Annotated in this window: 23 protein-coding genes; 13 read left to right on the top strand and 10 right to left on the bottom strand. The window is 73.4% G+C overall.

All coding sequences use genetic code 11. The features are described 5' to 3' along the window. Positions 1–233: 233 nt before the first annotated feature. Genes BIV28_RS05265 through BIV28_RS05275 form a run of 3 tightly spaced genes read left to right on the top strand, consistent with a single transcriptional unit; the run spans position 234 to position 2,360 of the window. A complete protein-coding gene (locus BIV28_RS05265; protein ID WP_076259913.1) occupies positions 234–932 on the top strand; it encodes a GNAT family N-acetyltransferase in 699 nt (232 codons plus the stop codon). Further along, a complete protein-coding gene (locus BIV28_RS05270) occupies positions 929–1,915 on the top strand; it encodes a GNAT family N-acetyltransferase (RefSeq protein WP_076259915.1) in 987 nt (328 codons plus the stop codon). Before BIV28_RS05265 ends, BIV28_RS05270 begins: the two co-directional genes overlap by 4 nt. Positions 1,916–1,928: 13 nt before the next feature. After that, a complete protein-coding gene (locus tag BIV28_RS05275; RefSeq protein WP_076259917.1) occupies positions 1,929–2,360 on the top strand; it encodes an SRPBCC family protein in 432 nt (143 codons plus the stop codon). A gap of 14 nt (positions 2,361–2,374) precedes the next feature. Here the strand turns inward: BIV28_RS05275 and BIV28_RS05280 are convergent, their stop codons facing one another. Next, positions 2,375–3,205 carry a phytanoyl-CoA dioxygenase family protein gene (locus BIV28_RS05280; RefSeq protein WP_076259981.1) on the bottom strand — a complete coding sequence of 277 codons (831 nt, stop codon included), beginning with the start codon at positions 3,203–3,205 and terminating at the stop codon, positions 2,375–2,377. A 125-nt stretch (positions 3,206–3,330) separates the two neighbouring features. Between BIV28_RS05280 and BIV28_RS05285 the strand changes: the two genes are divergently transcribed. Beyond that, positions 3,331–4,176 (top strand): helix-turn-helix domain-containing protein, encoded by an 846-nt coding sequence (locus BIV28_RS05285; protein ID WP_076259918.1) that lies wholly within the window; start codon positions 3,331–3,333, stop codon positions 4,174–4,176. A 33-nt stretch (positions 4,177–4,209) separates the two neighbouring features. On the opposite strand, the gene ilvD is transcribed toward BIV28_RS05285, so the two are convergent. From ilvD to BIV28_RS05305, 4 genes are all read right to left on the bottom strand, one after another. After that, the gene (gene ilvD, locus BIV28_RS05290; RefSeq protein WP_076259983.1) at positions 4,210–5,910 is read right to left on the bottom strand and encodes a dihydroxy-acid dehydratase; all 1,701 of its coding nucleotides are present in this window, start codon (positions 5,908–5,910) and stop codon (positions 4,210–4,212) included. 76 nt (positions 5,911–5,986) lie between these two features. Beyond that, positions 5,987–6,511, bottom strand: a complete 525-nt coding sequence (locus BIV28_RS05295) for a SixA phosphatase family protein (RefSeq protein WP_076259985.1) — start codon at positions 6,509–6,511, stop codon at positions 5,987–5,989. Between the two features lie 55 nt (positions 6,512–6,566). Then, on the bottom strand, positions 6,567–8,630 hold the full coding sequence (locus BIV28_RS05300; protein WP_076259920.1) for a YhgE/Pip domain-containing protein: 2,064 nt from the start codon (positions 8,628–8,630) through the stop codon (positions 6,567–6,569). Beyond that, positions 8,627–9,370, bottom strand: a complete 744-nt coding sequence (locus BIV28_RS05305; RefSeq protein WP_207555784.1) for a hypothetical protein — start codon at positions 9,368–9,370, stop codon at positions 8,627–8,629. Before BIV28_RS05305 ends, BIV28_RS05300 begins: the two co-directional genes overlap by 4 nt. Positions 9,371–9,428: 58 nt before the next feature. Between BIV28_RS05305 and BIV28_RS05310 the strand changes: the two genes are divergently transcribed. Next, positions 9,429–10,043 (top strand): TetR/AcrR family transcriptional regulator, encoded by a 615-nt coding sequence (locus BIV28_RS05310; protein WP_076259986.1) that lies wholly within the window; start codon positions 9,429–9,431, stop codon positions 10,041–10,043. Between the two features lie 107 nt (positions 10,044–10,150). On the opposite strand, the gene BIV28_RS05315 is transcribed toward BIV28_RS05310, so the two are convergent. Next, positions 10,151–12,286: a PKD domain-containing protein gene (locus tag BIV28_RS05315; RefSeq protein ID WP_207555785.1), complete on the bottom strand. Its 2,136-nt coding sequence runs from the start codon at positions 12,284–12,286 to the stop codon at positions 10,151–10,153. 166 nt (positions 12,287–12,452) lie between these two features. Here BIV28_RS05315 and BIV28_RS05320 point away from each other — a divergent pair, with 166 nt between their 5' ends. The 3 genes from BIV28_RS05320 to lepB all read left to right on the top strand — a co-directional run bounded on the left by BIV28_RS05320 (position 12,453) and on the right by lepB (position 15,195). Next, positions 12,453–14,024, top strand: coding sequence for a multicopper oxidase family protein (locus BIV28_RS05320; protein WP_076259925.1), 1,572 nt, complete (start codon positions 12,453–12,455; stop codon positions 14,022–14,024). Continuing rightward, positions 14,021–14,629, top strand: a complete 609-nt coding sequence (locus BIV28_RS05325; protein WP_076259927.1) for a hypothetical protein — start codon at positions 14,021–14,023, stop codon at positions 14,627–14,629. Before BIV28_RS05320 ends, BIV28_RS05325 begins: the two co-directional genes overlap by 4 nt. Positions 14,630–14,727: 98 nt before the next feature. Further along, entirely contained in the window at positions 14,728–15,195 is a 468-nt protein-coding gene (gene lepB / locus BIV28_RS05330) for a signal peptidase I (RefSeq protein WP_076259988.1), read from the top strand. Here lepB and BIV28_RS05335 read toward each other — a convergent pair. Next, positions 15,173–16,120, bottom strand: a complete 948-nt coding sequence (locus tag BIV28_RS05335) for an AfsR/SARP family transcriptional regulator (RefSeq protein ID WP_207555786.1) — start codon at positions 16,118–16,120, stop codon at positions 15,173–15,175. The two genes, lepB and BIV28_RS05335, sit on opposite strands and share 23 nt — an antisense overlap. 236 nt (positions 16,121–16,356) lie before the next feature. Between BIV28_RS05335 and BIV28_RS05340 the strand changes: the two genes are divergently transcribed. Beyond that, the gene (locus BIV28_RS05340) at positions 16,357–17,004 is read left to right on the top strand and encodes a response regulator transcription factor (RefSeq protein WP_076259930.1); all 648 of its coding nucleotides are present in this window, start codon (positions 16,357–16,359) and stop codon (positions 17,002–17,004) included. 103 nt (positions 17,005–17,107) lie between these two features. Further along, positions 17,108–18,418: a sensor histidine kinase gene (locus BIV28_RS05345; RefSeq protein ID WP_207555787.1), complete on the top strand. Its 1,311-nt coding sequence runs from the start codon at positions 17,108–17,110 to the stop codon at positions 18,416–18,418. Positions 18,419–18,427: 9 nt separating this feature from the next. Here the strand turns inward: BIV28_RS05345 and BIV28_RS05350 are convergent, their stop codons facing one another. The 3 genes from BIV28_RS05350 to BIV28_RS05360 form a co-directional block, all read right to left on the bottom strand. Then, positions 18,428–18,721: a MoaD/ThiS family protein gene (locus BIV28_RS05350; protein WP_076259934.1), complete on the bottom strand. Its 294-nt coding sequence runs from the start codon at positions 18,719–18,721 to the stop codon at positions 18,428–18,430. A 17-nt stretch (positions 18,722–18,738) separates the two neighbouring features. Further along, positions 18,739–19,821, bottom strand: a complete 1,083-nt coding sequence (locus tag BIV28_RS05355; RefSeq protein ID WP_083707063.1) for a WD40/YVTN/BNR-like repeat-containing protein — start codon at positions 19,819–19,821, stop codon at positions 18,739–18,741. A gap of 71 nt (positions 19,822–19,892) precedes the next feature. Further along, on the bottom strand, positions 19,893–20,855 hold the full coding sequence (locus BIV28_RS05360; RefSeq protein ID WP_076259937.1) for a 2-hydroxyacid dehydrogenase: 963 nt from the start codon (positions 20,853–20,855) through the stop codon (positions 19,893–19,895). Positions 20,856–20,905: 50 nt separating this feature from the next. Here BIV28_RS05360 and BIV28_RS05365 point away from each other — a divergent pair, with 50 nt between their 5' ends. The 3 genes from BIV28_RS05365 to BIV28_RS05375 all read left to right on the top strand — a co-directional run. Beyond that, positions 20,906–21,613: an MOSC domain-containing protein gene (locus BIV28_RS05365; protein WP_076259939.1), complete on the top strand. Its 708-nt coding sequence runs from the start codon at positions 20,906–20,908 to the stop codon at positions 21,611–21,613. 52 nt (positions 21,614–21,665) lie between these two features. Beyond that, positions 21,666–22,892 (top strand): PQQ-dependent sugar dehydrogenase, encoded by a 1,227-nt coding sequence (locus BIV28_RS05370; RefSeq protein ID WP_076259940.1) that lies wholly within the window; start codon positions 21,666–21,668, stop codon positions 22,890–22,892. A gap of 102 nt (positions 22,893–22,994) precedes the next feature. After that, positions 22,995–23,565: DUF937 domain-containing protein (locus BIV28_RS05375; protein WP_076259942.1), on the top strand; the 571-nt coding region annotated here is incomplete at its 3' end.

Genomic DNA, 23,565 nt, shown 5'->3' on the forward strand with positions numbered 1-23,565 from the left:
GGAGCGCGCTGACCGGTGCTGCTGGTCGGCGCGCTAGGGAAGTACGAGGAGTCGGGCCACGCGTCAACCGTCCTACGCGGCCCCAGCGGTGTCAATCGGCCGTACTGGCTGTCTCAGCATGTGGCACTGTGATCTCACCCATTGTCACGAGGGCTTGACGTCGGCCGCCGCGTGCGGGCGCCAGCTGGAAAGTCGGTTGAGGACGGCCCGACGCGTCAGGACACTGACGACCCATGGACACCGTCGCCGACCTGCTGCCCGCTCTCGGCCTGCGCATCACCGCCGGACCGCTCGAGCTGCGGGGCCTCGGCGACGACGACCTCGCGGCCCTGGCCGACCTCGCCGCGCGCGGCGTGCACGACCCGGCGAGGATGCCGTTCTACGTGCCGTGGACCCAGGCACCGCCGGACGAGCTGCGCCGGGGCCTCGTGCAGTACCACTGGCGGTGCCGCGCCGAGTTCTCCCCGGAGGCGTGGCGCCTCGAGCTCGGGGTCTGGCACGAGGGGGTGCTCGTCGGGACGCAGGGGTTCTCGACGCGCGACTACCTCGTGACGCGCACCGGCGAGACGGGCTCGTGGCTGGGCCTGCCCCACCAGGGCCGCGGCATCGGCACGGCGATGCGCCAGGCGATCTGTGCCTTCGTCCTCGACCACCTCGACGCCGAGGAGGTCACCTCGGGCGCCTTCACCGACAACCCGGCCTCGCTCGCGGTGAGCCGCAAGGTGGGCTACCGCCCCAACGGCACGCGCCGCCTGCGCCGTCGCGAGGGCGAGGTCGCCGTCAACCAGTCGCTCGTCCTGACGCGCGAGCACCTCGTGCGCGGCGAGCACCCCGTCGTCGTCGAGGGGCTCGCGCCGTTCCGCCGCTCGATCGGCCTCGACACCCCAGCCTCCCCCGGCACCGCCGGGACGACCGCACCGGAGACGCCATGACCACCGACATCAACGACCTCGGCCTCGAGCACCTCGACGGCGTCACCTGGCGCCCGCTGCGCCTCGACGAGGCGCGCGCCGTCTTCGAGCTGATGCGCGACGCCGAGCTGGCCGACGTCGGCACCGTCGTCATCGAGGAGGCCGACATCGTCGGCGACTGGCAGCGGCCGAGCTTCGACATCGCCCGGCAGACCGTCGGTGTCTTCGACGGCGACAGCCTCGTGGCCTACGGCGAGGTCGACCGCGGACGGTGGGGCCACGCGCACGTCCACCCCGACGCCCGCGGTCGCGGCATCGGCACGGCGCTCGCGCTGTGGTGCCAGCGCCTCTCCCGGCGCGACGGCGCCGGCCTCGTCGGCCAGCCGGTCCCCGCCGGCTCGAGCGGTGAGCGGCTGCTCGAGTCGCTCGGGTACTCCACGCTGTGGACCTCGTGGGTCCTCGAGCTGCCGGAGGGCAAGCAGATCGAGCCGCAGCCGGTCCCCGAGGGCTACTCGGTGCGGGCTGCCGAGGACGAGACCGACCACCGGCTCGCCCACGAGGTCGTCGAGGACGCCTTCCTCGAGTGGTCGCAGCGCGACCGCGAGCCGTTCGAGGACTGGGCCGCCGGCACCGTGCTGCGCCCGGGCTTCGAGCCCTGGCACCTGCGGCTGATGACCGACCCGTCGGGCGTCGTCGTCGGCGTCGCCCTCCTCATGGTCAACGACGACTTCGGCTACATCGACAAGCTCGCGGTGCGCCGCGACCAGCGCGGCAAGGGCCTGGCCCGCGCCCTGCTCGTCGACGCGTTCGGTGCGGCCCGCGACCACGGCGCGACCCGCTCGGAGCTGTCGACCGACTCGCGCACCGGCGCGCTGGGCCTCTACGAGAGGGTCGGCATGGAGGTCACCTCGACGTGGCGGCACTGGGCCATCGACACGAGCGACACCGGCGACGCCAGCGCGTCCGACGCCGCCCGAGACGTCGACACCGCCACGGCGGAGTGAGCAGGATGGGGACATGCACCAGGCGACCTCGATCGACGTCGACACCGACGCTGCGCACGTGTGGGCGGTCATCACGGACGTGGAGCGGTGGCCGGAGTGGACCGACTCCGTCACGTCACTGCACCTGCTCGACCCCGCCCCGCTGCGGGTCGGCTCGCGCGCGCTGATCGAGCAGCCGCGCCTCCCGCGCACCCAGTGGACCGTGACCTCGATCGACGAGGGCCGCGAGTTCGTCTGGGAGGCAACGGGACCCGGCGTGCACACTGTCGCTCGGCACGGTGTTGAGCCGCTCGATGCCGGACGCAGCCGGGCCACCCTCTCGATCAGCCAGGAAGGGTGGCTCGGCTCCCTCGTCGGCCGCGTGTACCGCGGGCTCACCGAGCGCTACCTCTCGATGGAGGCTGCCGGCCTCAAGGCGCGTTCCGAGGACGCGTCGACCTCGTAGCGTCGACGCGGCGGTCAGTCGCCGTCGACGTCACCGAGCAGCGGGTTGCACTCGGACGCGGCGAGATCGCCCGGGGCGAGGCCCGGCAGCCACGTCGCGAGGTCGTTGGCCTGGGCGCCGTTGGCCGGCTCGAGCACCGCCTGGCCGTCGGCGAACCAGATGACCGTCATGACCTCGCGCATGGCCTCGGAGCTGTTGCCGAGAGCCCGGTGCACGGTCCAGCCGGAGTGGAACGACGCGTCACCCGCCTGCATCGCCACGGGCTCGTCGACCGGTGTGCCGCGCTCGGCGAGCAGCCGGTCGAAGTGCTCCTCGGACGCGTCGGAGATGCCGATGTCGCTGAGCGGGCCGTCGACGTGGCTGCCGGCCGCGAAGGCGAGGCCGCCGTGGGTCGGCGTGATGTCGACGAGCGGCATCCACATCGTCAGGCAGCGCGACCCGTCGAGCGGCCAGTACATGGCGTCCTGGTGCCACGGCGTGTACCCGCCGCCGGGCTCCTTGAAGAGCGCCTGGTCGTGGTAGAGCCGGACCCGCGGCACCCCGAGCAGGCGCGCGGCGACGCCCGCGAAGCGCGCGGCGAGGACGAAGCGGGCGACGTCCGGGTCGTGCCGCCAGAGGTTCATCACCTGCAGGAACGCCATCCCGTAGCTGTCCCGCTCGGCGAGCGGTCGGGTCTCGGTGGAGAAGCGCTCGACGGCCGCGGCCACCGGCGTGCGGTAGGCGGCCGCCTCCTCGCGCGTCGCCACCTGGGCCAGGCGGACGAAGCCGTCGGCCCGGTACGCCGTGACCTCCTCGTCCGTGACGGGGTATGCGGTGGTGAGCGCCGGCAGCGTGTCGGTGGGCATCGCGGGGCCGTCCTTCACGGATCGTGAGCGACCGGAGTGGTCGCGGGGGATCCAGCCCAGCAGAGCCGGGGCCCGGCCTCCCGGGACGGGGTGGTCGCAGGGGTACGTTCTGGTTCGATGTGGCCATGACGACCCGCCCTGCCGCCCCGGCGTCGAGACCCGGCCCCCGCGGACGCACACCGGCCGGCCGGCTCGGCGAGGTGCTCGTGGCCGGCCGCATCGTCGGCGGCAGCGGCCTGCCCACCGGCACCACCCGCCGGCACCCGACGTGGGGCCTCACCTTCGTCACGGCCGGCCGGGGCCGGTACCGCGATGCCGCGCACGACGAGCCCGTCGCAGCAGGCACGCTCGTCCTCGTGCACCCGGGGCACCCCCACTGGTACGGCGCGGACGCGTCGGGCTGGGACGAGCACTTCGTCGTGTTCGACGGCCTCTCCTTCGACCTCGCCGCCCGTCGAGGTGCGCTCTCCCCCGGGCGCCCGCTCGTGCACGGCCTGCCGGTGCGGCGCTGGGCGGCTCGCTTCGCCGCGTTCGAGCGGGCCCGGCCCGCCACGGTCGAGGGGCGCGACGCCGAGGCGGCCGACCTGCTCGCGGCCCTGCTCGAGGCCGTGGCGCTCGACGAGCAGCGCCGGCGACGCGGCCCGGCCGCCACCGACGCCTGGCTCGCGCGGTCGACCGAGCTGCTCGGGCACGACCTCGGCGAGTCCCTGGACCTGCACGAGGTCGCCGCGGCCGTCGGCATGCCGTACGAGACCTGGCGGCGTCGGTTCCGCGTCGAGACCGGCACGAGCCCCTACGCGCACCGCGCCGCGCGACGGCTGGCCGCGGCGACCGAGCTGCTCGTGCACACCGGCCTCGGCGTGCGTGACGTCGCCGCCGCGACCGGCTTCACCGACGAGCGCCACCTCATCCGGCGCTTCCGCGCCGCGACGGGCCTGACGCCGCGCGCCTTCCGCGACGCGTCCCGCTGACGCAAGGCTGGGCCGCGCCGGCGGGAACCGGCCTCAGCCGCAGACGGCGCCGCCGCTCGCGCTGCCGACGAGCTTGCGGTACTTGGCGAGGACGCCGCGCGTGTACTTCGGCTCCGGGTGCGTGACACCCTCGGCGCGTCGTCGGGCCATCTCCTCCTCGTCGACGAGCAGGTCGAGCGAGCCGTTCGCGACGTCGAGGCGGATCGGGTCGCCGTCGCGGACGAAGGCGATCGGCCCCTCGTCGACGGCCTCCGGGGCGACGTGCCCGACGCAGAGGCCCGTGGTGCCGCCGGAGAAGCGCCCGTCGGTGAGGAGCAGGACGTCCTTGCCGAGGCCCGCGCCCTTGATCGCGCCCGTCACGGCGAGCATCTCGCGCATGCCGGGGCCGCCCTTGGGGCCCTCGTAGCGGATGACGACGACGTCGTTCTTCTTCAGCGAGCCGTCCTCGACGGCGTCCATCGCGGCGCGCTCGCCGTCGAAGACTCGCGCCGTGCCCTCGAAGACCGACTCGTCGAAGCCGGCCGACTTCACGACCGCACCTTCGGGGGCCAGCGAGCCCTTGAGGATCGTCAGGCCGCCGGTCTTGTGGATCGGGGTCGACATCTCGCGGATGACCCGGCCGTCGATGTGCGGCGGGTTGATCTCCTCGAGGTTCTCGGCCATGGTCTTGCCGGTCACCGTGAGACAGTCGCCGTCGAGCAGGCCCGCCTCGAGCAGGGTCTTCATGACGACCGGGATGCCGCCGATGTGGTCGATGTCCTTCATGACGAAGCTGCCGAACGGCTTGACGTCGGCCAGGTGCGGCACCTTGGCGCCGACGCGGCGGAAGTCGTCGATGGTGAGGTCGACGTCGGCCTCGTGGGCGATGGCGAGCAGGTGCAGCACGGCGTTCGTCGAGCCGCCGAAGGCCATGACGACGGCGATGGCGTTCTCGAACGCGGCCTTGGTCATGATGTCGCGCGCCGTGATGCCGCGCCGGAGCAGCTCGACGACCGCCTCGCCCGACTTGCGGGCGTACATGTCGCGGCGACGGTCGGTGGCGGGCGGCGCGGCCGAGCCCGGGATCGACATGCCGATGGCCTCGGCGACGGCAGCCATGGTGTTGGCGGTGTAGAAGCCGCCGCAGGCGCCCTCGCCGGGGCAGATGGCCCGCTCGATGGCGTCGACGTCCTCGCGCGACATGAGGCCGGCGTTGCACGCGCCGACGGCCTCGAACGCGTCGATGATCGTGACCTCCTTCTCGGTGCCGTCGGAGAGCTTGGCGACACCGGGCAGGATCGTGCCGGCGTAGAGGAACACCGACGAGAGGTCGAGGCGGGCGGCGGCCATGAGCATGCCCGGCAGCGACTTGTCGCAGCCGGCGAGGAGCACCGAGCCGTCGAGGCGCTCGGCGTTCATGACGGTCTCGACGGAGTCGGCGATGATCTCGCGGGAGACGAGGCTGAAGTGCATGCCCTCGTGGCCCATCGAGATGCCGTCGGAGACGGAGATCGTGCCGAACTCGAGGGGGTAGCCGCCGCCGGCGTGGACGCCGTCCTTGACCGCCTTGGCGAGCCGGTCGAGCGAGAGGTTGCACGGCGTGATCTCGTTCCACGAGCTCGCGACGCCGATCTGCGGCTTGGCGAAGTCGTCGTCGCCGAGGCCTACCGCCCGGAGCATCCCCCGCGCGGCGGTCTTCTCGAGACCGTCGGTGACGTCGCGGCTGCGGGGCTTGATGTCAGGCGTCTGCGTCATGCTCTGCAGCATAGGACGCTGTCCGCTCCGTGGACATGGCATCTCACTTTGCGGCCGGCCCAGGGCCGGGCGGGCGTCAGGCGCGGCTCACGTGGAACCGCGCGAGCGAGCACGAGCCGGCCTCGAGGTCGGCCCACTCCCCCTGGTAGCGGAGCACGGCCAGCCCGCTCGTGGCGAACCCCGCGGCGAGCGCGTCGTGCGCCTCGCGCGAACCGTCGCCCTCGGTGAGGATGCTCGTCAGGTGCGCGGTGGTGGGGTTGTGCCCGACGACGAGGACCGTGGCCGTGTCACCCGCGTCCTCGCGGACCGTCTCGAGCGTCTGTTCGGGGCCACCGACGTAGATGGTGCGCCGGTACTCGACGAACTCGGTGTGGGCACCGCCCCGGCAGGCCTCGTCCCACGTCTGCCGGGTGCGCACCGACGTCGAGCAGATGACGAGGTCGGGGACGAGCCCCTCGGTGCGCAGCCAGGCACCGGCGGCCTTGGCGTCGCGGCGGCCCCGGTCGGTGAGCTCGCGGTCGTGGTCGGGCTTCCCGAGCACCTGCTCGGCCTTGGAGTGGCGCATCAGGACGAGGGTCTTCTCTCGGGCGGCGGTGCTCATGGCACCGAGCATGCTCCGATCCGGGTGGCTTGTCAGCCCGGGACCCACCCTCGGGTCACAGCTCGAGGGCGGGCTTGATCCGCTTCGGGGTCCACATCCGCGAGCGGCGCGCCGCCACGGTCGACAGCGCCAGGGCCCCGACGAGGTAGGCCGCGAGGATGCCGAGGTCGCCGGCCACCGGCCCGAGGTCGGCGCCGTACATGAGCCGGCGCAGGCCGTCGATGGCGTACGTCATCGGCACGACGTGGTGGATCGCCTGCAGCGGCCCGGGCAGGGTCTGCCACGGGAACGTGCCACCCGCACTGACCAGCTGCACGACCATGAAGACGAGCCCGAGGAACTTGCCGACGGCACCGAACCGCGAGGCCAGCGCGTGCAGGATCGCGACGAACGTCATCGAGACGAAGACGAGGTAGAGGAACGCGAGCACCGGGTGGGCGATCGGGATGTCGACGCCGCGGCCGACGACGAGCACGAGGGCGGCCGCCTGCACGATCCCGACGAGCGCCGGCGCGAGCCAGCCGCCGAGGGCGGTGCGCAGCGAGCGCTGGCTCGTCGCGAGGGCCCGGCTCGACAGCGGTCGCACGAGCAGGAACAGGACGTAGGCACCGATCCACAGCGCGAGGCTCATGAAGAACGGGGCGAGGCCGGCCCCGTAGGAGCCCGCGGAGGCCAGCGAGTCGCTGGAGACGCCGACGGGGTTGCCGATGGTCTGGGCCATGGCCTTGCGCTGGGCGTCGGACGGGTCGGGCACGGAGTCACGGCCCTTGACGAGCCCGGCGTGCAGGTCGCCGATTCCCTCGGCCAGCGTGTCGAGGCCCGACGCGAGGGAGCTCGCCCCGGTCGCCAGGGAGTCGCCACCGGACGCCGCCTTCGTCGCGCCGCTCTCGAGCTGGGCCGAGCCGGACTCCAGCGTGCCGAGGCCGCCGGAGAGCGTGGCCGCGCCGTCGCGCAGGCGCACGGCGCCCGAGTGCGCCTGGGCGATGCCGTCGGCGAGGGCCGGCGTCGCGTCGGCGAGGGCGCGGGCGCCGGTGGCCACCTGGTCGGCGCCCTTCGACAGCCGCGTCAGGTCGCCGGAGGCGGACTGGATCGTGGCGTCGGCGCGGTTGACGTAGCCGTCGATGGTGTCGAGGCGCGACTCGAGCAGCGACAGCTGGGCGTCGGTGAGCCCCTGCGCCCTGAGCGCGGCCACGAGCGCGGTGCGGTCGGCGGCCACCTTCTGGCGGAGGTCCGCCGAGGCCGTGGCCGCCTTCGTGCCGTAGCCGGCGATGGTGCGGTTGCCCTCGGCCACCTGCTCGGCACCGTCGGCCAGCCGGTCGGTCTGCGACGGCAGCGACGCGGTGCGCGACTCGAGCGTGCCCAGGCCGGAGGCCAGCTGCCCGGCCCCTGCCTCGAGGGCGTCGGCGCCGGAGGCCGCCTGGCCGATGCCGGTGTGGAGGCGAGCCGCACCGGAGGCGAGGTCGTGCAGTCCCCCGGCCAGGCTCGAGGCGCCGCTCGACAGCCGGTGCGTCCCGGAGTCGGCCTTGGCGGTGCCGGCCCGCAGCTGCTCCGAGCCGTCGGCCGCCTTGACCAGCTGGTCGTGCACCTGGCTGAAGCCGAGGAGCAGCTTGCTCGCCGCGGTCTGGCTGACCTCGCTGGCCACCGAGGCCGTGACCTGCTTGACGACCTGGTTGCCGATCGTCGAGGTCATGTAGTTGTTCGCGTCGTTCGTCTCGAGCTCGATCGTGGCCTGCCGGGGCTTGAACTCGGCCGTCGAGGCGAGGTCGGCCGAGAAGGTGCGGGGCATGATGACGGCGAAGGCGTACGTGCCGTCGTCGACCCCACGCATCGCCTCGGCGTGCGAGACCCGGTGCCAGTCGAAGGACTTCGACTCCACGAGGTGGTCGGCGACGCCGTCGCCCACCTGCAGCTTCTCCCCCGTGCTGAGCGTCGTGCCGGCGTCGTCGCTGACGACCGCGGCGGGCACCTGCGGGAACGCGCCGTAGGGGTCGTGGTTGGCGTAGAGGTAGAGGCCGCCGTAGAGGGTCGGCACGAGGACGAGGGCGACGAGGGCGAGACGCGCCAGGCGCGAGGAGGTGAGGCGGCGCAGCTCGGCGACCGCGAGGCGGACGGGGTTCATGCCGAGGGCTCCTTGGCGAGGGTGGTGTCAGTGGAGGTGGTGGCGTCGGTGGTGGCGGCGTCGGTGGCGGCGTCGATGGCGGCGTGGGCGTCGGCGTCGGTGGCGGCCTCGGTGGCGAGCGCGGCGGCCGTTGCGGCGGTCGTCAGGACGACGACGGCCAGGCCGGTGCCGGCGAGCCGCTGGCAGGTGTCGAACCACGCGGCGTGGTCGCCGCCGTGCCGCTCGGGGCCGGCGAGGACGAGGACGCGCACCTGCGGGTGGAGCGCGCCGAGCTCGAGCAGCAGGCTGGTGCGCACGTCGGGCGGCAGCTGCTCCCACGGGCGCCCGGCGTGGTCGGTCAGGTCGTGCTCGGCGAGGAAGGCGGCGACGGCCGCGCGAGAGGCCGGACGCTCGGCGAGCGCGAGCTCCTCCTGCACGACGGCGCGCACCGCGATGGCGTCCTCCGGGGCGGTCACGTCGGCCACGTCGACGAGACGCGTGCGCAGCTGGAGGTCGGCCAGGCCGGCACCCCCGCCGATGCTGACCCGGCCCCGGAGCAGCTCGACGCGTCCGCCGATGGCGAGCGCGAGGGCCACCTGCGGGATGCCGGGGTCGGTGGCCACGACGGTGAACTCGCCGGCCGGGGCCGTGAAGGAGACGTGCTCGACGAACGGCTCGTGGGTGCCGGCGACGCTGACGTCGTCGACGACGACGGTGCGCACGTCCGGCCCGCGGTTGCTGTCCTTCTCGGAGGTCATCACGATACGAGTATGCATCCGATACGTTGTCGTATTCAATTCGAGGTCGTATCCTGTGACCATGACCACGACGACCGAGCCCCGGATCAGCGCCCGAAGGCAGGCCACCCGCGAGCGTGTGCTCGAGGCCGCCGGCGAGGTGTTCGCCGAGCGCGGGTTCCACGGCGCCAGCGTCGAGGACATCTGCGAGCGCGCCGGCTTCACGCGCGGCGCGTTCTACTCCAACTTCTCCTCCAAGGACGACCTCGTCCTGGAGCTGACGCGCCGTCACGCCGAGGGCCTGGTCGAGCGCATCCGCGCGGCGAGCAAGCGCGAGCACGCCAGCGCCGAGGAGGTCCTGCGCGACGTCCTCACCGCCCTCGCCGACGACAGCCGCAGCAAGGAGCGGTGGGTGGTCCTCACGACCGAGTTCACCCTCCACGCCATCCGCGACGCCGGGGCGCGCCGCGCCTGGGCCGCCCAGCAGCGCCTCGTGCGTGACGAGCTCGCCTCCGTCGTCGACGAGGTGGTCAGCCGTCAGGGGCTGACCCTGCCGATGCCCACCGACGTGTTCGTCAGGGTGGCGATGGCGCTGACCCAGGGGTCGCTGACCCAGCGACTCGTCGAGCCGCGCTCGCTCGCCGTCGGCGAGCTCGAGCGCACGGTGCTGCCGATCCTGCTCGGCGTGGGCGCCTGACGCCGGTCGCGTCCGCCAGGTCGCCGGACACCGATGAGGTGGCCCCCTCCGACTGGAGGAGGCCACCTCGGGGGTGCACCGGAGGGGAGGCGCAACCCGTCGGGGAGTCAGTTCAGCCGGACGCTGAAGGGCGTCGAGATCCCGCCCAGCTCCGACTCCACCACCACCGTGGCGCCCTGGGTCGCCACCGGTCCCGTCGCGGGCCTGATCGAGAAGGCCCCCGCCGCATCCACGACCGCGGAGCCGACCACCGGCCCGTTGATCCCGTTGAGGTGCGCGGTGACCCGCTGCCCGGCCACGACCGAGCTCGTCCCGTCGACGCGCCACTGTCCCTTGTACCGCGCCGAGGTCACGACGACCGTGTCCGCCGTCGGGGTCACGACGACGTCGTCGACCCCGGTGAGCGCCCCGCTCGCGTCGCGAACCGTCAGACGGAAGGTGAGCGGCCCGCTGTTGCCGTCCGACGCGTGGTAGAGCGGGAACGTGAACGTCGGACGCGCCGAGGCTGCACCGGTGAGGGTGACGGCAGGCCTGGTCGGCCCGCCCACCTGCGTCCAGGCGAAGGTGGCGGCACCCTGGGACGCGGTCCCGTCGAGGGTCACGACGCTGCCCCGCCGGACCGTCTGGTCGGGTCCGGCGCTCGCGACGACGGCGACGACCGGCTCCGTCACGGTGACCTTCACGGTGGCCCGGTCACTGGTGCCCCCGGGGCCCGTCACCGTCAGGGTCAGCTCGTAGTCGCCCGGTGCGCTCGGTGCCGTGAAGGTCGTCAGGCTCGCCTCGGGTGAGGTGAGGGAGATTCCCCCGGGGCTCTCCCAGGCGTAGGACAGGATCGTGCCGCGGGAGGACGACCCGTCGAGCGTGACCAGCTGACCCGGCTGGACCGTCTGGTCGGGGTCCGCCTGGGCTCGGACCGGGATCGGGTCCGTGGCGGCACCGCTGACGGTCACGGGGATCGTGAGCGATCCGCCGGCGGCCGAGGTCACCACGACCGAGACGGGCGGCGCCCCGAGGTCCTCGACGACGAGCGTGCCGCCTTCGAGGGGGCCGAACCCGACGGCGGTGAGCACGGGGTCGCCGAAGGTGTCGCTCGAGGTCGCACCGATCGAGAGGATCCGCCGGTCGTTGTCGAACGTCGCCGTGCCCGAGACGCGGTCCACGACGCCGATCGTCTTGCGGGAGACCGGCACGTCCCCGACGTTCGACACCTGGACCTTGGACGGCAGGCCCGTCGCGGCGACCCGAGCGAAGTAGCGACCGTCGCCGCCGGTCAACCCGGTGGCGGCGAACCCCACTGTCCCCGAAGCGTCCTGGACCTCGATGGCCCGTAGCTCACCGGACTCGGAGGACGCGTACACGTCGATGGTCGACCGTCCCTCCGACGAGCGGGAGTAGGTCGCGGCGTCGGCAGAGACGCCGGCCGTGGTTGCGACCTTCCCCTGCACGGTGAACAGGTCGGTCTCGATGCAGTCGGTGACGGGGCCGGCGACCGTCGGGCAGGCATCCGTCGTGGCAGACGGGTTGACGTTCGGCCCCTCGACGCGGAAGACGTTCGTGCCGTACGGGCTGCCCTTGATCCGGTGCTCGGTGACACCGTCACCGACGTAGGTGTCGCCGAGCAGCGCCGGGTCGGTCCTCGTGCCGAAGGTGTCCCACGTGAGGAACGGCCCGATGCGTCCGCCGAGGGCGCCCGAGAAGTCCCCAGGGGCGCCGATGCCGATGTCCTCGGTGTCGAAGATCAGCCCGTCGCGGTTGGCCTTGAGCGTCTTGGTGCCCACCGGGGTCGTGAACGTGTAGGCCGTGTCGTTGCGCACGTTGGTCATCTTGACGCGCATCCGCGCGAAGACGACCTGCTCGCCGTCGACGACGGGCCCGGCGGAGAACGCGCCCTCGAGCGCCATGTCGAGGCGGGCCAGACCCGCGTTCGCCGTGTCGACCTGCGCCCCCGTGAGCGAGTAGAAGGCCTCGTCCGGGTAGTTGTCCGGGAACGACACGGGGGCCGTCTCGTCCGGGAGGTCGCCGCGCGCGGGGCAGAGCGGGTCGGCGGCGGCGACGCACAGCTCGAGGCGCAGCCCGTTCTTGTCCCTGTACCAGACCGGGTAGCCGTTGGTGGCGCTCACCGGACCCACCGCGGCGAGGCCGGGTCCGGGGGTACCGCCGATGATCGCGGCGGAAGCAGTGGCGCCGACGAGGACGGGGAGGCCGAGCAGTGCGGCGAGTGCCGCTGCGGTTGGACGTCTCATGGGCTTGCCTTCTCGAGTGTCGAACAGGTGAGAGGCACCGAAGAGGTGCTCCGGCCATGCTCTGCACGCCGCCTTGCGGAAACCTTGGGCGTCCGCCCGGACCCACAAGGTGTTCCCAAGGTCGTCCCGCTGTCCTTGCGGCAGTGGAGCCGACCGAGGAGGGACCATGTCGCTGTCACGCCGTGACCTGATCAAGCTGGGCGTCGTGGGCGGTGCCGCCCTGGCGCTGCCCCTGGAGAGGTCGGTGAGGGCCGGTTCGGGCCCACAGAGCCGCCTGGCGAGCAGCAGGCTGCCGAGGCCCTTCACCCTGCCCTTCCGGGTGCCCCCCGTGCTGGCGCCGAGCCGGGTCGACGGCTCGACGGACTACTACAAGGTCTACATGAAGCCGGTCATGGCCGACGTCATCCCGGGCCTGAAGACCCCGCTCTGGGGCTACAACGGCAGCGTCCCCGGCCCGACCGTCAAGGTCGCCCAGGGCCGACGCACCGTGATGCGTCAGGTCAACAACCTGCCGGCCACCCACCCGCTGCTGAGGTACACGCCGTGGACGTCGGTGCACCTGCACGGCTCGCCGTCGGCGCCGGAGTACGACGGCTACGCCAGCGACATCACGAACCCGGGGCAGTACAAGGACTACGTCTACCCCAACACGCCCACGGCCCGGACCCTCTGGTACCACGACCACGGCCTGCACCACACGGCCGAGAACGTCCTCATGGGCCTCGCCGCGCAGTACCACCTGACCGATCCGCTCGAGCAGTCGCTGCCGATCCCGCACGGGGACTATGACGTCCCCCTCGTCGTGAGCGACGCGATGTTCGCGACCGACGGCCAGCTCTACTTCGACAACCACGACGAGTCCGGGATGTTCGGCGACGTCGTCCTCGTCAACGGAGTCCCGTGGCCGGTCATGAAGGTCAAGCGCCGCCGCTACCGCTTCCGGCTGCTCAACGCGTCGATCTCGCGGTCCTACCAGTGGTCGCTCGACACCGGGGACCCGTTCGTCGTCATCGCCACCGACGCGGGCCTGATGCCGGCTCCGCAGCGCGTCCGGAGCTTCCGTCAGGGCATGGCCGAGCGCTACGAGGTCGTCGTCGACTTCAGCCGCTACCCGGTGGGCCGCCGGATCGTGCTCGGCAACACGAGCCCGAAGAACAACATCGACTACGACAACACGAACAAGGTGATGGCCTTCGACGTCGTCGGCGACGACTTCGACCCGGCCGACAACGCCGTGCCCGACCTGCTCAACCCTGCCAATCCCGTCATGGCGCTGACGGCCGCCGACGCCGTGCGCACCAGGCGGCTCGACCTGGTCCGCAAGAACAGCCTCTGGACCATCAACGGCCACACGTGGGACGACGTGGTGCGCAGCGGTTTCCGGCTCGTCGAGGCCGACCCCGCTGAGGGAGACGTCGAGGTGTGGGAGATCCGCAACTCCTCGGGCGGCTGGTTCCACCCGGTGCACATCCACCTCGTCGACTTCCGGGTGCTCGACCGCAACGGCAAGCCGCCGATGGCCCACGAGCTCGGCCCCAAGGACGTGGTCTACGTCGGCGAGAACGAGACGGTGCGCGTCGTCATGCGCTTCGAGGGTCGGGGGAAGTACATGATCCACTGCCACAACCTCGTCCACGAGGACCACGACATGATGAGCCAGTTCGAGGTCGTCGCGAGCGAGTCCACCGACCCGATGAGCCGGCCGTGCACGTCGCTGCCCGAAGAGGCCGAGCTGTGACCGCGACGGCCCGTCAGGGCCTCCCCGGCCCGGCCGCCGATCGCACACCGGTCGGAGCGCACCGCTGGTGCACGCCGTCGCTCGAGGCGCGCGGGGCCGGCGCCCTCCTCGGGGTGGCCGGGCTCGTCCACGTGGTCGTGACGCCGGAGCACCTCGACGAGTGGGCCCCCGCGGGCGTCTTCTTCGCGGTCGTCGCGACCATCCAGCTGTGGCTCGCCCAGGCCCTGTGGCGCGGTACGGCAAGGCGCGTCCTGCCGGCGGCGGTCCTCTCGACGGCCGGACTCGTCGGCCTCTACGTCGTCTCCCGCACCGTCGGGCTGCCGCTGCACGGGTCGGACGCGTCCATCCCGGCCGGCGGGCACCACGTGCAGCTGTTCGTCCCCGGGGGCCGGGGCAACGGGATGCCGGTCATCCCGGGATCCGAGGCGGGGTCCGCCGTCGAGGCGGTGGGGGCCCTCGACCTGGTCTGCGTGTCGGCCGAGCTCGCGGCGCTCGCGCTGCTCGTCGGGCTGCTGCCGCCACCCCGACGACGGTCCGTCAGCAACCTGCTGCTCGCGACGGGGGTCTGCGGTTGTCTCGCCTGGGCCGCGGTCCGGTTCGCGTGAGCGCCCCGGCGACCCGGTCGCCACGACCCGCTCGGCGCCGGCCGCGCCCACCGCGCCGACCACGCCGGCTCCTCGCCGTCGTCGCCACCGCCCTCCTCGTGGGGTCGCACTGGGTCCTCGAGCCGGTCCGCGTCACGTCCGACTCGATGAGCCCGACGCTCTCGCCCGGCGAGCACGTCCTGCTGCTTCGCGAGCCCTGGGCAGGATCCGTGTCACGGGGTGACGTCGTCGTCGTGGGCCCCGGGTGGGCCGCCCGAGCCGCCACCGACCCACGCCTGTCCGGGCAGCCGGACGCCGACGCGTGGGTCAAGCGTGTCGTCGGCGTGGCCGACGACGTCGTGGCCCTCGAGGACGGCCGGCTCGTCGTGGACGGCTCGCCGGTTGCCGAACCGTGGTTCGATCCCGAATCCATGGACGGCGTCTACTTCGGACCGGTCACCGTGCCTTCCGGTGCGGTGTTCGTCATGGGCGACGACCGTTCGCGTTCGGTCGACTCACGCGACCTCGGACCCGTGCTCCTCGAGGAGATCGAGGGGCGCGTGGTCACGCCGTGGCCGCGGTCGTGACCCGCGCGCCACGTTGTCCGGGGACGCGCCCGGCTCCACGGGTGGCGGTGGCGGGGGCGGTGGCGGTGGCCGCCCTCAGCAACGTCCGGAGTCGCCGGCAGTCCTCCTCGACCGACTCGGGGCTCGCCGGCCGAGCCGGCGCCGTCGCGAGAACGCCGACGTGCAGCCGCACCACGGCGTCGACGAGGTCACGCAGCTCGTCGTCGCCGGACGCCGTCGCAGCCAGCAGCCGCGTGAACACCGCACGCAACCCGGCGCCGGGCTCGCACCCGAGCTCGTGGAGGACGACCGCCCTGCACCGCTCGTACGCTCGCAGCGCCTCGGCCTGGCGCCCCTGCTGGTCCAACGACTCGAGGAGCACCTGCCAGGCCCCCTCGGCGAGGACGTCCCGGTCGACCGCCGCGCGGGCCCACGTCTCGGCGCGGCCGGGCTCCCCGAGGTCGAGCGCGAGACGAGCCGCGTCGGTGAGCACCCGCAGCACCTGGGCATGGAGCCCCGCGACGTGCTGCTCGACCCAGGGCAGGTCCGCGTCGACGGTCGTGACCGGGCGCGCGACGAGCGCGAGGGCCGCGGCGTAGGCGTCCACCGCTGCAGCCAGGGACCGGGCCCCACGGGCCACCGTGGCGAGCCGGGCGAACTCGACCACGTCCACGGGCGCCCGCTCGACGTCCCAACGGTAGCCGCCGGGCACGGTGACCACGGGGGGCGCGTCCGGGAACACGGCCGCGAGACGTTTGCGCAGCACGCTCACGTAGGCCTCGAGGGTGCCCAGCGCACCAGCGGGCGGCGTCGGCCCCCAGAGGAACTCGATGAGCCGGTCCTTGGACACGGAGGCCCCTCCCTCGAAGAGCAGGGCCAGGAGCACCTGACGGGCCTTGGCTCCCCCGAGATCACGCGGCCCCAGGACGAGCCTCCCGTCTCCCACGACGAGACCCCCGCACAGACGCACAGCAGGCACAGCAGTTCCGATCATGCGATCACCCCCTCGGCGAACTCCTGCCATCGTGCGGCGGGTCGGGTCTCCCCCGGATCAACCAACGGCGGTGGACGGTGCCCCAACTTTTCGGTGCTGTTTTTCCCCGCGAGCGACGCCAGGTCGTGATACTCGAGGAGGAGGCAGCGCGCCGGGGGGGCGCCGCGCCCGGCGACGAGGGGGTCTCGATGTCGTCCGTACCGATGCGTGTCCTCGTCGTCGACGACCACCGAACTGTCGCCGACGCCCTGGCGCTGGCCGTGTCGGCCCAGGCCGGCATGGTGAGCATCGGACCGGCGCGTGGAGCCGAGGAAGCCACGAGGCTCATCTCCTCGACTCCGCCGGATGCCGTCGTCATGGACGTGCACCTCGAGGACGGGGACGGCGTCGAGCTGACCAGGCGGATCACCGCAGAGCACCCGCAGGTCAGGGTCATCGTCCTCACGGCGCACGTGACCGACACCCTGCTGGCCCGGGCAGCCGAGGCCGGGGCCTGCGCGCTCCTGCCGAAGGGCGGACCCCTGAACGAGCTCTTCGAGACCTTGCGCAGCGCACCACAGGGCGGCTTCGCGGTCCATCCGGCCCTGATCCGCTCGATCATCGGCCGCGGACCGCGCCGCGCGCCGACGCTCCTGACCGCCCGCGAGCAGGAGGTCCTCGTCCTGCTCGCCGAGGGCAAGGACCCGACCGGCATCGCCCGCGCGCTGGGCATCTCGGTGCTCACGTGTCGGGGTCACATCAAGAACATCCTCACCAAGCTCGATGCGCACAGCCAGCTCGAGGCGGTCATGATCGCCTTGCGCCGCAAGCTGATCCAGCTCGATGACCCGGCCTGACAGGGTGCCGGGGCGTCGCTGGCCTCCTGCCGGACGCACGGGTCCCCGCCCCACCCGCTCGAGCGTCGTGAGGGACGCGGTGACGCGCTTCGCCGGGTGGAGCGTGGCTGTCCTGGTCGTCGTCGCCGCGAGCACCCTGCTGCTGTCGCGACCGCTCGCCGAGTCGCTGGCGCTGCGCGAGGCGAAGGAGCGGAGCACCGCCTTCGCCCGCACCGTGGTGGCACCCCTCGTCGACGACGAGGTCCTGCACGGCGACGTGCCGGCCTCGGCCCCCCTGGTGCGCATCATGCAGGCCCGCATGGCCGACGGTTCGATCGCCCACATGAAGATCTGGAACGAGGACGGCCGGGTGCTCTGGAGCGAGGAGCCCGGCGTGACGGGGCACAGCTACGAGCTCGAGCCCGACGTGGCGGCGCTCTTCTCCGGAACAGGGGCGACCGCGGAGGTCTCGGACCTCGACAAGCCGGAGAACGCGCTGGAGCAGTCCCACGAACAGCTCATCGAGGTCTACGTCGGCTTCCGCGGGACCGACGGTCGACCGCTGGTGTTCGAGGCGTACTGGCCCACCGAGCGCATCCAGCAGGACGTGGGCGACCTCCGGTGGCAGTTCACGGGGCTGGGTCTGGGAGCCCTGCTCCTGCTCGCGGTCGCCCTGCTGCCGCTCGCCGTCTCCCTCGCGCGACGCGTTGACCGTGGTCTCGCAGAGCGCGAGGAGATGACGGCCCAGGCGCTCTCGGCGTCCGACCTCGAACGCCGACGCCTGTCCCAGGACCTGCACGACGGGCTCGTGCAGGACATCGTGGGGCTCACCTACGTCCTGCCCGCCGTCTCGGCCGCCCTACCCAGCTCGGCGGCTGTCGAGCGGGAGCTGCTCGACCGGGCCTCGGCCGACCTGGCGCGCAGCGCCGCCGGGGCGCGTGAGCTGCTGAGCGACCTCTACCCCGCCGACTTGGACAGCGGTGGGTTGCTCGCGGCGGTCGACGACCTCGCCGACCGGCAGCGGCGCCATGGCCTCGACGTCCGGGTCTCGGTCGACCCCGGGCTGGACGAGACGCTCCCGGTGGCGCAGATGGTCTATCGCATCGTGCGTGAGGGGCTGCGCAACGTCGCGAGGCACGCCGCCGCTTCGTCGGTCGAGGTTGAGGCGGCCCGCCAGGGTGAGCGGGTGGTGGTCGAGGTGCGCGACGACGGCGTGGGGTTGGCCCGCTCCGCTGACGGACACCCGGCGGACGCGCGCGCCCGACACCTGGGACTTCGGCTCCTTCGCGACACCATCAGGACGCTCGGCGGCGAGCTGAGCGCGCGAGCACGCCCGGGCGGTCGCGGGGTCGTGCTGCACGCCGAGTTCCCTGTCGTCATGGGATCGTCGGGCGGCAGCACGCGGGCGGGCGCCGCACGGCCACCGGAGCCGTGAGGGCCGCGGTCAGCCGCCGGACACCGCGTTGATGATGTGCACCCGCGCCCCGGCCGGCACGGGCGTGGCGACACCCTCGCCGCGGGTGGCGTCCTCACCGTTGACGAACACCTTGACGTGACGGCGGATCAGGCCGCGCTCGTCGCGGACCTTGCCGTCGAGGATGCGGTGCTCGGCGAAGGCGCGGTCGAGGAGCTCGGCGACGCTCTGGCTGTCGCCGGGCGACTCCACCTCGATCTCGGCCATGCCACCGACGAGGTCGCGGAGCATGCCGGGCAGGATGACGCGGACCGGGGCACTCATGCGGACACCGTTGCCCCTCAGCCGATCTGGGCCGCGCGCACGACGAGGACGTCGGGCAGCTGGGTCGCGATGCGCTGGAAGGACTCCCCCTCGTCGGAGGAGGCGAAGACGTCGCCGTTGCGGGTGCCGAGATAGACCCCGACCGGGTCGGCGGCGTCGAGGGACGCGGCGTCGCGCAGGACGCAGGTGAAGCTGTCGGAGGGCAGGCCCTGCGCCTGCATGCGCCAGTGCGAACCGCCATCGTCGGAGCGCTGCACCTGCAGCTGGGCACCCGGCGGGATGCGCTCGCCGTCGTCGGCCACGGGGATGTTCCACACGACGCCGGGGCGGCGCGGGTGGGCCAGGATCGTGAAGCCGAAGTCGGTGGGCAGGCCCTCGGCGATGGACTGCCAGGACGCGCCGTTGTCGTCGGAACGGTAGACGCCCTTGTGGTTCTGGGCGTAGAGCTCGCCGTCGGCGTGGCCGCGCGCGACCTTGTGGACGCACTGGCCGAACTCCGGGTACTCGTCGTCGGGCATGAAGTACGCGCGGATGCCCGGGTTGGACGGCGCCCACGTCTCGCCCGAGTCCGAGGAGCGGTAGACACCACCAGCGCTCATGGCGACGAGGAGGTTCTCGGGGTGGCCGGCCTCGGGAATGATCGTGTGGACCGCTCCCCCGCCGAAGCCCGGCTCCCACTTCGGCCGGTGCGGGTGGTTCCAGAGCCCCCGGACCAGCTCGTAGTGCTCGCCGCGGTCGGTGCTGCGGAAGAGCGCGTGCGGCTCGACGCCGGCCCAGACGACGTCGTCGTCGTTGGGGTCGGGGGTCAGCTGCCAGACCCGCTCGAGCGCGGTGTCGGTGTCGGTGGGGAACGCGAGGGCCCGCTCGGCGCTCTCGGTCCACGTGCGTCCGGCGTCGGTGCTCACTTGGACGGTCGGGCCCCAGTGCCACGACTTGACGCCGGCGAGGACGGTCGTGCGACCGGCACGGGTGTCGATCGCGACCGACGCGACCTCGCTCATGAGGAAGTGCGGACCCTCGAGGGTCCACTCCGCGCGGTCGGCGCTCCGGGCGACCCACAGCCCCTTGCGCGTGCCGATGGCCACGATGGTCTCTGTCATGTTCACAGTGTCCACTACCCCACCGACAGCGACAAGGGTCCGACGCGCCGACGCGCCGCGCGCCGGGCTCCTCAGCCCGCGCCGGGGCGCGCCTCGATGACGACGTTGTCGAGCGGCCTGCCATCGCGCAGCGCCTCGACCTGCCGCCGCACGAGCGCGACGGCACGCGGACGCATCGCGTCGGTCGCCCCGCCGATGTGTGGCGTCACGAGGACGCCGGGCGTCGTCCAGAGCGGGTGGTCGGCCGGCAGCGGCTCGGGGTCGGTGACGTCGAGCCCCGCGCGCAGCCGGCCCGAGGCGCACTCGGCCAGGAGCGCGTCGGTGTCGACGACGGGTCCGCGGGCGACGTTGACGACCACGGCGCCGTCCGGCAGCAGCGCGAGGGCCTCGGCGTCGACGAGGCCGCGGGTGGCGTCGGTGAGCGGGACGATGACGACGACGACGTCGTGGTGCGGCAGCAGGTCGGGCAGCTCCTCGATGCCGTGGACCGTGTCGAGGAGGTCGTCCCCGGCACGGGCCCGGCTGGCGACGGCCGTCACCGACACCTCGAAGGGCAGGAGCCGGCGCACCACGGCCCGGCCGATGTTGCCGTAGCCGAGGACCAGGACCCGCCGGTCGGCGAGGGACCGACGCAGCACGAGCGGCTTCCACTCCCCCTGCGCCTGCGCGGCGGCGAACTCGGGGATCTCGCGGATCGAAGCGAGGGCCAGCGCGAGGGCCAGCTCGGCCGTGCTCGCGTCGTGCACGCCGGCCGCGTTGCACAGCGCGACGCCGGGCGGCACGTCGCCCGCGAACTGCTCGTACCCGGCGCTCTGCAGCTGCAGCGCCTCGAGCGCGTCGAGACCGGGCGTGACCTCGGCCAGGCTCAGCCGCGTCATGTAGGGCACGACGGCGAACCGGATCTCGGCGCCGCGCGGGTGAGGTTCCCGCATGTCCCAGACGACGAGCTCGACCCGGCCGTCGGCCGTGAGGTCGGCCAGCCGGTCGGCGTAGTCCTGCTCGGGGACGGACACGACGAGGCGCTCGGTGCTCATGCCCGAGACGCTACCCAGCCGCCCGGTGGCGTCGGACTAGGCTCCATCCCGTGGTCTCCCCCGACTCGCCCGACTCGCCCGACCCCCGCCCCGCCGACGCCACCGGACGCGTCGTGTCGGTCAACGTCGGCCGGCGCACGCCGCAGCCGTACACGAGCGCCGACGCCACCGCCATCGACAAGCACGCCACGGCGTCGGTCGAGGTCCGCGACCCCGGGCCGAAACACGGCGGCCTCGGCAGCGGCGTCGTCGGCGACGAGATCGGCGACCCGCGCCACCACGGCGGACGCCTCCAGGCGGTCTACGCCTACCCGCGCGAGGACCAGCTGTGGTGGGCCGAGCGCATCGGGCGGCCCATCGCCGCAGGCGAGTTCGGCGAGAACCTCACCATCGAGGGCATCGACGCCACCCACGCGCTCGTCGGCGAGGTGTGGCGCATCGGCACCGCGGTGCTGCGCGTCGAGGTCCCCCGGATCCCGTGCCGCACCTTCGCCGGGCACATGGACGAGCGGGGGTGGGTCAAGCGCTTCACCGAGGCGGGGCGCACCGGCGCCTACCTGTCCGTCACGGTCCCCGGGCGCATCACCACCGGCGACGTCGTCGACGTCGAGCGACCCGACCACGACATCGACCTGCTGACGCTCTTCCGCGCCTTCACCGGAGACCTCGACGCCACGCGTCGGGTCGTCGAGGCGAACGTCGTGGACGCCGAGGTGCAGGCCGACCTCGTCGACACGCTGCGTCGACGCGCGGGCTGACGCGCTCGCTCGCTGGGCGCCCCACCGCGGTGGTCGCGGGTGAGAATGGCACATGTCGCCGATCACCCGCCCGCCCGCTCGCGCCCGGCGCGCCCTGACCGGTCTCGCCGGCCTGGCCGCCGCGGCCCTGCTGACCACGGGGTGCTCGACGGCCCCCGAGGCCACCACCCCGGGGACCGGCCCGCCTGCCGACTCGTCGATCCCGACGAGCGTCGGACCACCGGCCACCTCCCCCGCCGCCACCGACAGGACGAGCCCGCCGACGAGCCCGCCGACGAGCACGACGCGCCCTCCGGCGACGCGTCCCGCCCAGCCCGCCGGGCCCGTCACGCTGCTCGGCGGCCTCGAGATCGCCTGGTCCGTCGCGGTGCTGCCCGACGGCCGCGCCCTGGTCTCCGAGCGCGACACCGGGCGGGTCCACCTGGTGCCGCGGCCCGGCAGCGGCGGTGCGCCGCAGGTCGTCGGCCGACTGCCGATCGTCCGCAGCGGCGGTGAGGGTGGCCTCCTCGGGCTCGCCGTGGCTCCCGACTTCGAGGCGGACCCGGTCGTCTTCGCCTACTACTCGACCGAGAGCGACAACCGGGTGGCGTCCGTGCCGTGGCAGGGCGGCCGGCTCGGCGACCCGGAGCCCGTGCTCACCGGGATCCCGCGCGGCACCAACCACAACGGCGGCCGCATCGCCTTCGGCCCCGACGGCTTCCTCTACGTCGGCACGGGTGACGCCGGCGACTCCTCGCTCTCGCAGAACCTCGGCTCGCTCGGCGGCAAGATCCTGCGCGTCACGCGCGAGGGCGACCCCGCGCCCGGCAACCCGTTCGGCGGGTCGCCGATCTGGTCCTACGGCCACCGCAACGTCCAGGGTCTCGCCTGGGACTCGCGAGGTCGCCTGTGGGCCAGCGAGTTCGGGGCCAGCACGTGGGACGAGCTCAACCTGATCCAGGCGGGGGCGAACTACGGCTGGCCGGAGGTCGAGGGGCGGGCCGACCGGGAGGGCTTCGTCGACCCGGTGGCCCAGTGGCCGACCTCCGAGATGTCGCCGAGCGGCATCACGGTCGGGCCCGACGGCGCCGTCTACCTGGCGGCCCTCCGGGGCCAGTCCGTCTGGCGGGTGCCGATCGGCGCCGACGGCCGGGCGGGGACCCCGACGCGCCACCTCCAGGGGACCTACGGACGCGTGCGCGACGTGCGCTTCGTCGACGGCCGGCTGTGGCTGACGACGAGCAACGGCGGGGGCGACCGGCTCGTGTCGCTACCGGCGAGCGCCGTCGGGGCCGCCTGAGCGTTCGGCGCGGCTAGCCTGAGGCGGGTGGTGGCAGCCGCGTCGCCACGCACGTCCCGCAGGTCGCACGTCACCCACGTCACGGACAGAGAGGCCCGGCACATGTCCTCCTACGACGAGATCCTCAGCCAGGTCCCGGTCGACCAGCTCGCCGCGCGGTTCGGCGTCGAGCCCGCCGAGATCGAGCAGGCGGCCCAGAGCGCCCTGCCGGCGCTCGTCGGCGGCCTGCACGCCAACGCCGGTGACCCGGCCGGCGCCAGCTCGCTGCTCGGCGCCCTCGGCGACCACCAGGGGCAGGTGGGCGGGCTCGACGACATCGACGAGGGCGACGGGCAGCGCATCGTCGGCAACATCTTCGGCGACAACACCGACCAGGTCGTCAGCCGGCTCGGTGGCTCCGGCTCCTCCGGCGGGCTCGTCGGCAAGCTGCTGCCGATCCTGGCCCCGATCGTCCTGTCGTGGCTCGCGAACCGCATCGGCCAGGGCGGGCTCGGTGGCCTCGGCGGGGTGCTCGGCGGCGGCTCGTCCGGCGACGCGCCGACGGGTGCGCCGGGACCCGCCTCGGGCGGCCCGGCCTCCTCGCCGGAGTCCGGCCCCCTGTTCCCGGGCGGCCAGGGCGCCGGCAGCGCGCCGGTGCAGCCGCCCGCCGGGGCCCCCGACGCCCCCACCGACG

The sequence above is a fragment of the Intrasporangium flavum genome (genome assembly GCF_001956915.1).
In the GTDB taxonomy this organism is placed as follows: Bacteria; Actinomycetota; Actinomycetes; order Actinomycetales; family Dermatophilaceae; genus Monashia; species Monashia flava.